13 protein-coding genes are annotated in these 12,641 nt (G+C 31.7%); 12 read left to right on the forward strand and 1 reads right to left on the reverse strand.

Annotation, left to right across the window (positions count from 1 at the left end):
- Positions 1-295 precede the first annotated feature (295 nt).
- Positions 296-1,306 (reverse strand): beta-ketoacyl-ACP synthase III, encoded by a 1,011-nt coding sequence (locus WNY60_RS09460; RefSeq protein ID WP_342862208.1) that lies wholly within the window; start codon positions 1,304-1,306, stop codon positions 296-298.
- Between the two features lie 247 nt (positions 1,307-1,553).
- Here WNY60_RS09460 and htpG point away from each other — a divergent pair, with 247 nt between their 5' ends.
- The 12 genes from htpG (at position 1,554) to WNY60_RS09520 (ending at position 12,579) form a co-directional block, all read left to right on the forward strand.
- On the forward strand, positions 1,554-3,470 hold the full coding sequence (htpG, locus tag WNY60_RS09465; protein ID WP_145000378.1) for a molecular chaperone HtpG: 1,917 nt from the start codon (positions 1,554-1,556) through the stop codon (positions 3,468-3,470).
- Positions 3,471-3,627: 157 nt separating this feature from the next.
- Positions 3,628-4,497 (forward strand): DUF5694 domain-containing protein, encoded by an 870-nt coding sequence (locus tag WNY60_RS09470; protein ID WP_342862209.1) that lies wholly within the window; start codon positions 3,628-3,630, stop codon positions 4,495-4,497.
- 137 nt (positions 4,498-4,634) lie between these two features.
- Positions 4,635-5,858, forward strand: a complete 1,224-nt coding sequence (locus WNY60_RS09475; protein ID WP_342862210.1) for a hypothetical protein — start codon at positions 4,635-4,637, stop codon at positions 5,856-5,858.
- 110 nt (positions 5,859-5,968) lie between these two features.
- Positions 5,969-6,307 carry a PadR family transcriptional regulator gene (locus WNY60_RS09480; RefSeq protein ID WP_145000385.1) on the forward strand — a complete coding sequence of 113 codons (339 nt, stop codon included), beginning with the start codon at positions 5,969-5,971 and terminating at the stop codon, positions 6,305-6,307.
- Positions 6,304-6,735, forward strand: a complete 432-nt coding sequence (locus tag WNY60_RS09485) for a hypothetical protein (protein ID WP_342862211.1) — start codon at positions 6,304-6,306, stop codon at positions 6,733-6,735. The genes WNY60_RS09480 and WNY60_RS09485 overlap by 4 nt, the downstream gene beginning before the upstream one ends.
- A 22-nt stretch (positions 6,736-6,757) precedes the next feature.
- A complete protein-coding gene (locus WNY60_RS09490; RefSeq protein ID WP_339808187.1) occupies positions 6,758-6,943 on the forward strand; it encodes a hypothetical protein in 186 nt (61 codons plus the stop codon).
- A 250-nt stretch (positions 6,944-7,193) separates the two neighbouring features.
- Positions 7,194-9,431: a gliding motility-associated C-terminal domain-containing protein gene (locus WNY60_RS09495; protein ID WP_342862212.1), complete on the forward strand. Its 2,238-nt coding sequence runs from the start codon at positions 7,194-7,196 to the stop codon at positions 9,429-9,431.
- Positions 9,432-9,595: 164 nt separating this feature from the next.
- The gene (locus tag WNY60_RS09500; protein ID WP_145000393.1) at positions 9,596-9,949 is read left to right on the forward strand and encodes a DUF6567 family protein; all 354 of its coding nucleotides are present in this window, start codon (positions 9,596-9,598) and stop codon (positions 9,947-9,949) included.
- A 275-nt stretch (positions 9,950-10,224) separates the two neighbouring features.
- Positions 10,225-10,842, forward strand: a complete 618-nt coding sequence (locus WNY60_RS09505) for an SIMPL domain-containing protein (RefSeq protein WP_342862213.1) — start codon at positions 10,225-10,227, stop codon at positions 10,840-10,842.
- A complete protein-coding gene (locus tag WNY60_RS09510; RefSeq protein WP_342862214.1) occupies positions 10,843-11,493 on the forward strand; it encodes a hypothetical protein in 651 nt (216 codons plus the stop codon).
- Between the two features lie 194 nt (positions 11,494-11,687).
- The gene (locus WNY60_RS09515) at positions 11,688-12,008 is read left to right on the forward strand and encodes a hypothetical protein (protein WP_342862215.1); all 321 of its coding nucleotides are present in this window, start codon (positions 11,688-11,690) and stop codon (positions 12,006-12,008) included.
- A 7-nt stretch (positions 12,009-12,015) separates the two neighbouring features.
- Positions 12,016-12,579 (forward strand): hypothetical protein, encoded by a 564-nt coding sequence (locus WNY60_RS09520; protein ID WP_342862216.1) that lies wholly within the window; start codon positions 12,016-12,018, stop codon positions 12,577-12,579.
- Positions 12,580-12,641 lie beyond the last annotated feature (62 nt).

Genomic DNA, 12,641 nt, shown 5'->3' on the forward strand with positions numbered 1-12,641 from the left:
GGTTTTGTTTTTAACACGCTTTTTAGTTTATATACTTAACAATGTTAAATACATGTTAAATACTGATTTTCAGCGTAATAAAATTCACTTTTTGGCGTCTTAATAATAACAAGACAGTAAATCGTTTTTATTTTTTATTTGAATTAGTCTTCACAAAAAAACCAAGACAAAGATTTATAAAGTTAAGTTTAAGTAGTTAGTTAATAGAAAAAGCCAGAAACATAAATATATGTTTCTGGCTTTTCGTTTTATATAATCTAGGTGGCTTCAAAAGTAAATTAAAGCACTTAAATTGTTACCATTTAATAATTGCACTTCCCCAAGTAAATCCACTTCCAAAAGCAGCCAACACTACGTTGTCGCCTTCTTTAATTTTTCCTTCTTCCCAAGCTTCCGTTAAAGCAATAGGTATGGATGCTGCAGTTGTGTTACCATATTTCATAATATTGTTAAACACTTGATCATCCGTCAACCCAAATTTTTTCTGGATAAACTGTGCAATACGTAAATTAGCTTGATGCGGAATTAGCATATCAATAGCCTCTTTATCCATATTGTTTTTAGCTAATCCTTCCATAATCACTTCGCTAAAACGGACCACTGCATTTTTAAATACAAACTGACCATTCATATGCGGAAAATAACTTTCGTCATTAGGATCATTATCTGCTATAATATCATTCACCCAACGTTTACCCATTCCTGGTGCAACTAAAACAAGCTCTTCTGCATGCTCACCTTGACTATGTAAATGTGTAGATAATATACCTTTATTAGTGTCTTCTTCTCTAGTTAAAACTGCTGCTCCTGCTCCATCTCCAAAAATTACAGTTACACCACGACCTCTTGTGGTTTTATCTAATCCATGAGAGTGCAGCTCGCTACCAATTACCAATATGTTTTTATACATACCAGTTTTTATAAAATTATCTGCAACAGATAATGCATATACAAAACCAGAACATTGGTTACGTACATCCAAAGCACCAACCGTTTTAATATCTAAAGCGTGTTGTACTTGCACACCTGGACCAGGAAAATACATGTCAGGACTTAACGTTGCAAAAATGATAAAATCTATATCATCCTTATCTATTCCTGCACGTTCTATTGCTTGTTTGGCAGCTTTTACTCCCATTGTTGCAGTGGTGTCACCAGAGCCTTCTTTTACCCAACGTCTTTCTTTTATTCCAGTACGTTCTGTAATCCACTCATCATTAGTATCCATCATTTTGGATAAATCCGCATTTGTGACGATGTTGTCAGGTACATATTTACCTAAACCAATAATTTTTGAATTGTACATTAATTTTAATTTTATTAATTCTAAGCTATTTTTCTGTTTAAAAAAAATAGTATCGCAATTTACTGCTTTCATAAATAACGAATTCACAATTATTTTTTATTCGTTATGCATGCATAATACTTTTATGGTTATTTTAAATGTCATCTTGTCACCTTTCAGCAATTGGCATTTTTGTTGTCTATTACCTAATCAGAAATTAATAGAAGGGTTTCGCTTAAGCGGAACTTAAAAAAATAAACATAAAATCATGGCAAAAGGAAATATTAACGTTTCAGTAGAAAACATTTTTCCGTTAATCAAAAAATTCTTGTACAGTGATCACGAAATCTTTTTACGTGAGCTAATCAGTAACGGAACCGACGCAACATTAAAATTAAAACATTTAACTAGTATTGGTGAGTCTAAGTCTGAGTACGGAAACCCAATAATTGAAGTTAAGATTGATAAAGAAGGTAAAAAACTTCATATTATCGATCAAGGTTTAGGGATGACAGCAGACGAGGTTGAAAAATACATCAACCAAGTGGCTTTTTCTGGTGCAGAAGAGTTTTTAGACCAATATAAAGATAGCGCTAAAGATTCTGGAATTATCGGACACTTTGGTTTAGGATTTTACTCAGCATTTATGGTTGCTGAAAAAGTTGAAATCATTACAAAATCTCATAAAGAAGGGACTACTGCTGCACATTGGACGTGTGATGGTTCGCCTGAGTTTACTTTAGAGCCACATGATAAGACTGACAGAGGTACTGAGATTATCTTACATATTGCAGAAGACTCTACCGAGTTTTTAGAAGAAGCACGTATTAGCAGCTTACTATATAAGTATAACAAGTTTATGCCTATTCCAATCAAATTTGGAACTAAAGAAGTAAACGATCCTGACCACAAACCAGAAACGACTACAGATGCTGAAGGTAAAGAAACGACTGAACCTCAGAAAAAAATTACTGTAGACAACATCATTAACAACCCTAATCCAGCTTGGACTAAACAACCAACCGAATTAGAAAACGAGGACTATAATAACTTTTATAGAGAGTTATATCCATCTCAATTTGAAGACCCATTATTCCATATTCATTTAAATGTGGATTATCCGTTCAACTTAACAGGTATTTTATACTTCCCTAAGATGACTCAGGATATGGCTATGCAAAAGGATAAAATTCAGTTATACCAAAACCAAGTTTACGTAACAGATAACGTAGAAGGGATTGTACCAGAGTTTTTAACTATGCTACGTGGTGTGATTGACAGTCCAGATATTCCGTTAAACGTATCTAGAAGTTACTTACAAGCAGATGGAGCAGTTAAAAAAATTAGCTCGTACATTACACGTAAAGTAGCAGACAAACTTAAATCACTATTTAATAATAATCGTGAGGAGTTTGAAGCTAAATGGAATGACATTAAAATTGTTATCGAATACGGAATGTTATCTGAGGACAAGTTTTTTGACAAAGCAGATGCTTTTGCATTATACCCAACCGTAGATGGTAAATATTACACTTACGAGGAATTATACAATGCTATCAAAGCAAAACAAACAGATAAAGACGGTAAATTAGTAATCCTTTACACAAGTAACCAAGATGAGCAACACAGCTATATTGAAGCTGCTAAAGACAAAGGTTACGAAGTTTTATTATTAGATAGTCCGATTGTTTCGCATTTAATGCAAAAATTAGAATCTACTAAAGAAAACATCACCTTTTCTCGTGTAGATGCAGATAGTGTTGACAAATTAATTGCTAAAGACGAAACTGTAATCTCTAAGTTAGACGAAGACCAAACTAAAGCTTTAGATGCGTTATTAAAAGACGTAATCCCATCAGAAAAGTTTATGGTACAGTTAGAGCCAATGGATAGCAATGCAACACCATTTATGATAACACAACCAGAATTTATGCGTCGTATGAAAGAGATGCAAGCGTCTGGTGGTGGAGGCGGAATGCAAATGTTTGGTAACATGCCAGAAATGTATAACCTTGTGGTTAATACAAACTCTGATTTAGTTAACGAGATTTTAAATACCGAAGCTAAAGACAAACAAGCGCATTTAATCACGCAAAGTTTAGACTTAGCACGTTTATCTCAAGGTCTTTTAAAAGGAAAAGAATTATCAGACTTTATCAAACGTAGCTACGAGTTACTAAAGTAAATCACATAATTATATCGCTTACGCGGAAATTAAAAACCACCTGTAATAGGTGGTTTTTTTATGCTTGAATATCTCGTTTTTAAAAACTAACTTCGTTATAAATCAATAACATAACAATATCAATCAATCAATCAATCAATCAAAAAATCAATCCAACATGAAACAGGTTCTCTTATTAGCTTATGTACTTCTTATTGTAAGTTGTAATAACACAAATACACCACCCGAAATATTAAAACAAGACCATAATGTTTCAACTAGTAACGATAAAATTAAAGTCTTAAACTTTGGAAGCTTCCATTTTGGAGAAACCACAGATGCTAACAGTACAGATTTTGATGAGACTAGTCCTGAAGCCCAAAAACAAATAAAACAAATTGCGCAAATGCTAGCTGCATTTAAACCTACCATTATTTGTGTAGAAAATTTACCAAGCTTAAATGACGCCTTAAATAAAGACTATCAAGCGTTTCTTAAAAACCCAGACCAACTAGACACTAGTTTTGGCGAAACTAGTATGATTGGTTTTGAAGTAGGACGCTTAAATGCAGTTAGCAAATTATACGGAATTGACAATCACATGGGTTATAATTATAGCGTTGGCGATTTTTTTGAATCCAGTCCAGACTATACAAACGCTATAGATCCAAAAACCTATTTAGAACTAACTAATCAGCCATTTAAAGATTATCCTGAAATGGCTAAACGTGATCAAAATTATAAGACGATGTCTGTTTTAGAAAAACTAAAATTAATTAACGAGCCTTTACAACTGGATCAATCCATTGTTGCTAACGCAGACAAATTACTATATGTTGGTACTGAGGATAATTTTGAAGGCGCAGATAATGCTGCTAAATTTTATCATAGAAACATGAAAATATATTCTAATTTAAATAGAATACCAATGACTAAAAAGGATAGGGTTTTTATAATCATGGGATCTGCACACACAGCGTTTTTAAGAGAATTTATAAACAGAAGTCCAAAATTTGAAATGGTCAATACGTTAGAGTATTTAAAATAATGCAACACTAATTAATGATAAAGCTACGAGTACAAGTATAATTTTTCATGCTTTGATAGTGTCATAAAAATTACCGAACTTCGTTTTACTTATTTATAAGCTATCAAGCCAATTACTTATTCCAAGAAAATATTTAAATGAAAAAATTCTTATTAGTCTTATTATATCTTTCAATAACTATAGGATACGGTCAAACTAAATTTCAAACACTTTTAAACGACGCAAAAACAGAATTTAAAAGAATAGAAAGTCTAGATAGAGAAGCTTATGACCATGTCAATTTTAATCATATTGCAGATTGGCTTGAGCAAGCCATTTTAATTAAACCAAATCATCCAGAAGCAAGATACTATTTGGGATATACGTATAGTCGTATTAACGCTAAAGATGGTCGTGGTGCACTAGATATGGATTTAAACTTATTATTAAAAACTAGTAATCAATTAGAAAAAGTAATACAATTAACACCCAAATATACAGGTGAAATAATTGCATTAAATCCGTATTACAAAATTGGAGCAGAATGGGGAACAATGGGAATGAAGTACTTATTTGAACAAAAAAAAGATTCTGCAATATGGGCTTTTAAAGAAGGTCAAAAAAGAGGTGGTTTTAGTAAGTACACCCTTAAAACGCATCAGCAAATTTTAAAAAACTGCGATAAAAATGCCTTAATTATTTCATCTGGAGATATGTCTACCTTACCTTTATATTATCTACAAACTGTTAAAAAATATAGAAATGACGTTATCATAATAGATGTAGGTTTACTAAATACAAATTGGTATCCTAGATTTCTTTCTAAAAATAACAACTCCCTTTTTGATATACCTAATAAAGCATTAGATTCCATAAATTATATAAAATGGGATGACCAAAAAGTCACCATAAACAATGCACAATGGACTGTCACTTCAAGTTATGATGGCTATTTATTACGAGGAGACAGGTTATTATTAAGCATATTAAAGCAAAATCAATTTATAAAAAGTGTCTACTTCACTAAAGGGTTTGATCCAAAAGGCTATTTAGGATTAAACACTTTTTTAAATTCTGAAGTTTTATTAGATAAAGTAACTTTCAAAAATAAAAAACAAGACTTTAATCAATACCTAAAAACAATAACCAATCTATTAAGTGTTACTAAACTTATTGATTTAAACATTCCGAAAGAGCATGACATCATTGAGTTTTACAGGTACGAAATATTAACTAAAATCAAAGATTTAGTAGATAATAACCAAAAAGACAAAGCAAAACAAGTATTTGCAATTCTAGAAAAATACGCTAGCAATACTGTTATACCTTATAAATATGACGATTTATACCAAATGGAGGACTACTTCAAAAAGCACTTATAAAGGTTATCAAAACACAAGTTTAAGTCACTTTTCATAAGTGACTTTTTTTATATCATAAAAAAATAATACCTTTTATTAAAATGTATTGTAAAAAAATGTATATTTGACATATGTATAGCAAAGAACTCACTAAAGGAACATTACAACCTATCATTTTAAAGCTACTAAGTCAGCATGATAAAATGTATGGTTACGAGATTACACAAAAAGTTAAAGACCTGACTAAAGGCAAAATAGACATCTCAGAAGGTGCTTTATACCCTATTTTACACAAGTTAGAAAGCAATAATATTCTCGAGACCGAAAAAGTTTATATTGGCAAACGTGTCCGCAAATACTACTCGGTAACCAAATCTGGACAGCAAGTTATTATTGATCAAAGCCATCAGATTAACGATTTTATTAAAACCCTATCGCTAATATTTAACCCTAAACCAACCGTAAAATGAGACTATCAGATCAAAATATAGACTACATAACGACCAATTTAGAGTTATATGGTTTAAAAAATCAAGACTTAAAGGAAGATATCTTGGACCACATTTGCACTTATCTAGAAAACGAAGAACAGCTTAGTTTTGACGAGGCTTACAAAATAGCAATTCAGCAATTTGGAGGCTACTTATCCATTACCCAAATACAACAAGAAACCAACGCACAACTGTATTTTAAATCAGCAAAAAACAGAAACAGAGTCCTTATTATTTTAGAGTTTATTACTGCGTTTATTATAATTACAGGAAGTTTATTTAAAATCATGCATTGGCCTTATGCAGGTGTTTTAATTTTTTCTGGATTTCTATTTTTAATATGCATCACATTGCCTTTATATTTTTACAATAAGTATAAAGAACAAACACTTAAATATCAATCTTAATACGAACATTAAATCAATCAAAATGAAAAAATCAGTTTATGTTTTAGGCTTTTTAGCCTTATTTACACTTAGTACAGCATCATTATTTAAAATTATGCATTGGCCTTATGCAGGCATCCTAATATTTGTAGGCTTCTTGCTACTTAATTTTGGATTTTTACCAACATTATTTTATAAGCTGTACAAAATAGACGCTATTAAAAATTAAATTATCGCTTTCGCGGAAATCAAAAACCACCTAAAACAGGTGGTTTTTTTGCATTATATACAACCCAACAACAATAGATATTAATAACCAATACGTTATAGTTCAAAAAAAAACACAGGATTTTGCTAGTTAATAAAAAAGTGTAGTTTTGTTACACGTATAAAATCCCTAACTAAAATCGCTTTTACCAACAACGATTTTATGCTAATGCTAACCAATTATTTAAACCATAATCGCTTAATTAATCTAAATGAAATCACTTCTCAGTTTTCTAATTTTCACTGTATGTATCTCTTTCAGCTATTCACAATGTAACAACAAAGTACTATTTATTGTGGACGATTCAGGCTCTGTTTCTTTTTCAGAACGTCAAGACATGGAAGCCTCAATTCAGCAATTATCTAATCAAATATTTAGTCAAAATCCATTAGCCGAAATTGGTTTAGTGCAATACGGACAACCTAATGCCTCATCAACCTCTCAACCAAGTTACTACCTATCTTACCCATTTACAGTAAATCCAACCATCAGTATTCCTGATAATCCTGGAGGTAATAATTTAATACAAGATGTATTACCAAACTCGATAAACACCATGATTAATGATGGCTTATTTACCACTGGTGGTGCTTTTGAAAATACTACATCTATATTTATATTTACGGATGCATTAATTGATTCGGGTTGCTCTTCAGTATTAACAAACTGTAGTAGTTGTAACGTCCCAGCCTTGTCTTGTGGATATACTTATCTAACAGACTTAAGTAACAGTTTAGGTGGTATACCAATATCTACCTATCGTGTAATTAGTAGTTTTAATCCAGGAACTGCAGATGGTATTCAACAAGGAGCAGGTGTTTTGATAGAAGGTTCTAACTTTCAGTTAAACAGTACGCAAATTGATTTACTAACAGACAGTTTAATATGTATTGATGCAGATTACGATGTCTTTAATACCTGTATTGGAGACACTACTCAATTTACATTAACAACATCAGATCCAATTACCTCAGCATTATGGGATTTTGGTGATGGTAGCCCAACATCGTCAGATTTAAACCCAACGCATACCTTTCCTGCACTTGGAGACTACGTTATAACCTTAACGTTAACTAGTAATGGCGAGGTCGTTACAACCACTAACACCATAACAATAAGCGACATACCAGTTGCTAACCCAATACCAGATTACATTCTTTGTGACGATTTGTCTAATGACCAAATAGAACAGTTTGACTTAACCACAAGAGATGCCTTTATATTAGGATCGCAATCTGCAGCAGACTTTACAATTAGCTATTTTGCAAATTTTACAGATGCAGACAACAATCAAAACGCATTAAGTACCAATTACTTTAACACCTCAAATAACCAGGATATATTTGCAAGAATTTACAATACAAATAATCCAGATTGTTATAGCATTACAGACTTTAAGCTAATTGTGGATGCACAACCTATTGCTAATCCAGTGTCTGATTTTATAGTTTGTGACGACGACACTAACGATGGTATTGCAACTTTTGATTTATCAAACATAGATAGTGAGGTGTTAGCAGGACAATCTGCAACGACCTTTACTGTCGTTTACTATTTAACCAATTTAGACGCTATTGGTGATAATAATCCTTTACCAAATAATTATACAACCACATCAGCCAATCAAATAATTTACGCTAAGGTATTTAACACTAGTAATACAGATTGTTTTGCAATAACTACCGTAAATCTTATTGTAGATGTTAAACCTGTTGCTAATCCAGTACCAGATTTTATTAATTGCGAAAACGACCCAAGTCTAATCAACTTAAATCAGTTTAATACTACAGTACTTGGCACACAAAATAGTACAGACTTAGTGGTAACTTATCACACCTCAGAAGCTGATGCAATTGCAGGACTAAACGCCTTATCAAACAATTACCAATTAGACCAAACCACTACACTATATATTAAAGTAGAAAACACAATTGGTATTGGCTGTTACGACATTACAACAGTAAACCTATCCATTTTTGAATTCCCATTTTTAGACGCTAAAACTATCGAAGACTGTCTACCAAATAATTACAATATTAATGCAGATATTGGAGTCACCAATGCGACGTATTTATGGGATTCTGGTGAGACTACAGCAGCAATAAATGTTAATAGCTTTGGCGAATATAATGTACAAATCACCATTGGAAATTGTACAAAAAACCAAACCATCACGTTTGTAAAAGCTAATAACTGTAACATACCACAAGGGATATCTCCTAATGACGATACACTTAACGACTTTTTTGACATAAGCTACCTAGAAGTAGACAACATCATAATTTATAACAGATACGGAACCGAAGTGTACAGTAAAGCCAATTACGCTAAAGAGTGGAATGGACAGTCTAACGCTGGACAAGAGCTGCCAACCGGAACGTATTACTACGTTATAAAAACCAAAACAGACCCTAAGCCATTAACTGGTTGGGTATATTTAGCTAGATAACATAACGCTTTCGCGGAAATTAAACACCACTTTTTAAAGTGGTGTTTTTTATGCTTTTGTATTAACATTACGGTTTACCGTAAAATAAAACCATAGGTTAGCTATAATTTAGCATAATTAGACCAAAAAATTATAAACCCAAGTATAACCAAACAACAATTTAAATGAAAAAAATTATTTTATCGCTTTCAATCCTTGCTTTATTCTCATCATGTAGATCAAGTTTACACTCTGGAGGATACAACCAACTAAACCAAACGCAAACGGTTTTAACAAGCAATAACTTTACAGTATTAGGTAGCTTTACAGGAAGTGCAACCACAAAAATTGTAACAGGTAACATTACCAATAAAGAAGGGATCATCTCTCAAGCCAAAGCTAAATTACTAGAAAACGCTAAAGCTGCAGGAGTAAGCTTAACAGGAAGCAGAACTTTAGTAAATGTATCTATAGATATTATTGAAACTAAAAAAAGAATTAACGCTACAATGTCTGCCGAAATTATCGAATTTAGATAAAACCTGAAATTGTTTTATAACACCAAACCACCTTTTCAAGGTGGTTTTTTTATGCTTTAGTTTTAATTTACGGTTTACCGTAAAAAATAATGTGACAAGTATTGTAACTTAGCTTTTGACAAATAAATTTACGTAGTAATAGGTATAGATTAATTAAACTAAAAGAACTACATTGGACTACCGAATGATTTTAAACATTAAAATGCACAACTATTAATTAGTAAAATAACCACACAATCGCTTCAATAAAAAAACATCCCAAAGCATAACCAATTATGAAAAAAACACTTCAAATTTTATTAGTAACCTTAATTTTTTCTACAACCATTTACAGTCAATCTACTGAAAGATTCATTCGTATTATCGGAAACGCAAAAAAAGAACTAACCGCTAATAAAGCCAAAGTAAAATTAACGATTACCGAACAAAAAGCAACTAAATACAAAGAGGACTCAAAGGACATTGCTTTTGAATACGTATATAATACTACTATTGTAGAGCTTTCAAAATACGGAATCGCAGAAAGTGACCTAGAAGTAATCATTCAAAGTAAAACCTACTCTAGAGCCACCAGTAAAAGTTATTATTTTACAACAGACATTAACACTCTAGAAGATATCGCAAACATAACAATAGATGGTGCAAAAATAACTGACATTAAATACTTATATGATACTTCTGATGAAGACCTAGAAACAGAATTAAGCCTACTAGCTATTAATGATGCTAAGCGAAAAGCAAAAACAATTGGTGACGAGATAAATATGACCATTGGAAAAATTCTTAATATCGAAGTCAAGGAATCTTCCTTTGGAACCGATACTGTAGAAAGCAAGAAAAACGAAATCACAAAATCGTACAGAATAGCAATCACCTTTAAACTTGTTGATTAAATGAAGTTATATATACTAATCCTATGGTTTATAACTTTTGCCAATTACAGTCAAGCGCAAAGTATAACCTTACGTATTTTAGGGCAATCCAACTATACTGAATATGCTGAAAGCAACGTAGTATTACTATCTGTCCAACACCATGATATCACAAAAATAGAAGCTTTAAAAGACTCGCTAACAGCAAACGGATTGGACAACCCAGTCGTTAAAGTTGCCACGTCAAAAAACCAACAAATAACTCAATACAAGTTTGAAAATCAAGACCTAAATACATTTGACAACGTATTGGTTTGGTGTAGTGCATTGCAAATTAATGTTTACAAAGTCTATTTTAAAATGCCAGAACACCAATTTAAAAACGAGGACGACCATGCTGTTTTGGCACTAAAAAATGCCAATACACAAGCAAAAATATTAGCCAATCATTTAGGGTATAAAATTGAAACTATTCTAAATATTGATGACGAAACCACCTATGCAAACCCAATATATGACACCATTGATTTTGATAGTAGTAAAGGACAAAGGATGTTAAGGTTTCTTGAGTTATTAAGTAACAGAGACGTAACCTATGACACTAAAAGTAATAGTCCATCAAAATCTGGAGGCTATAATATATGGGTAACATACAGACTAACAAAAACATAACAACCATTTACAACTAATTATTTATGCTTTTATTTTTAGTTTACGGTTTACCGTAAATTATAATGAAACAAGTAATATAACTTAGCTTTTGACAAATAAATTTACGTAGTTCTACGTATATAATTGTACTAAAAAATAACCTAGTTTTACAGACATTAAAAAAATAAAAGGATAGCAAATAGGGATAAACTCCTTTGGGAGTTTATTTGATTGTTGCCATTAATTTAAACCAACCAAGAAAAATGGAAGAAAATAACGAAATTGAAAGAAAACCAAATATTGAAAGGATAATCGGAATTATACTTTTGATTCCACCAATTATCGGAGTTTTATTATTTACTCTCAATCTATTTTCTAACGATTTTGGCAGAATTGTGGAGTTAAGAAATTTGAGTTCAGAATGGACAGGAAATTATTCAAGTGATGGTGGAGGATATATGTCAGCAGCGCCAATTTATTTAGGATTAATGGCTATTGCTGGAGCATATTTAATTAAAGGAACAAGTAAAAATTAAGATATCTATGACGGAACAAGACGCAAAAAACCATTTATATGACCTTTGGCAAAATGGAGAAATTCCGAATAATTTTACCGAAGACCATTCAGATTTTTATAAAGCAGTAAACTACACAAAAAAGAACAATCAATTTGACTACGAAGAATTTTATGCAAGTATCGCAATAATAAAATTTGGAATTTGGCAAGTCGAGTCCGATGCATTAGTTGCTAAAGATGGACACGATTACATTATAGAATGTGGTAGATTCTGGGAAACGCGAGATTATAACGGACATTTAGTTTGGGATTGGTTAATTCATTTAGCTCAAAAAGCTTGGATTGATAAAGAAAATGTAAAAGATTTAAATACAGCATTTTTCTTCTGTCAAGATTATTTCCGCGAAAACAAACCTAAAAACTTGGCATATGTTTCAACTGCTCAAACTTTAAATATCCAAAAACAGATTTTAGAAATTCGAGATGAAATGGAGAAGACCGAGAAAGTTAGTGAAAATGGAATTGTAGAAATTGATTCAGAAAGAATGTTAAAGTATCGAGATTTAATGAATAACATCAAGTATTTATAAAAAACTACTGGCAACACCGTATATAATTTATTGCTAGTTCTAGCCTACTTACGAAAATCCTC

Origin of the sequence: Olleya sp. AS48, from assembly GCF_038900355.1 — a bacterium.
Lineage (GTDB): Bacteria > Bacteroidota > Bacteroidia > Flavobacteriales > Flavobacteriaceae > Olleya.

Bases quoted from the DNA above. Each gene is read 5' to 3' on its own strand.
- WNY60_RS09460 (WP_342862208.1), bottom strand. From the start codon at position 1,306: ATGTACAATTCAAAAATTATTGGTTTAGGTAAATATGTACCTGACAAC.
- htpG (WP_145000378.1), top strand. From the start codon at position 1,554: ATGGCAAAAGGAAATATTAACGTTTCAGTAGAAAACATTTTTCCGTTA.
- WNY60_RS09470 (WP_342862209.1), top strand. From the start codon at position 3,628: ATGAAACAGGTTCTCTTATTAGCTTATGTACTTCTTATTGTAAGTTGT.
- WNY60_RS09475 (WP_342862210.1), top strand. From the start codon at position 4,635: ATGAAAAAATTCTTATTAGTCTTATTATATCTTTCAATAACTATAGGA.
- WNY60_RS09480 (WP_145000385.1), top strand. From the start codon at position 5,969: ATGTATAGCAAAGAACTCACTAAAGGAACATTACAACCTATCATTTTA.
- WNY60_RS09485 (WP_342862211.1), top strand. From the start codon at position 6,304: ATGAGACTATCAGATCAAAATATAGACTACATAACGACCAATTTAGAG.
- WNY60_RS09490 (WP_339808187.1), top strand. From the start codon at position 6,758: ATGAAAAAATCAGTTTATGTTTTAGGCTTTTTAGCCTTATTTACACTT.
- WNY60_RS09495 (WP_342862212.1), top strand. From the start codon at position 7,194: ATGAAATCACTTCTCAGTTTTCTAATTTTCACTGTATGTATCTCTTTC.
- WNY60_RS09500 (WP_145000393.1), top strand. From the start codon at position 9,596: ATGAAAAAAATTATTTTATCGCTTTCAATCCTTGCTTTATTCTCATCA.
- WNY60_RS09505 (WP_342862213.1), top strand. From the start codon at position 10,225: ATGAAAAAAACACTTCAAATTTTATTAGTAACCTTAATTTTTTCTACA.
- WNY60_RS09510 (WP_342862214.1), top strand. From the start codon at position 10,843: ATGAAGTTATATATACTAATCCTATGGTTTATAACTTTTGCCAATTAC.
- WNY60_RS09520 (WP_342862216.1), top strand. From the start codon at position 12,016: ATGACGGAACAAGACGCAAAAAACCATTTATATGACCTTTGGCAAAAT.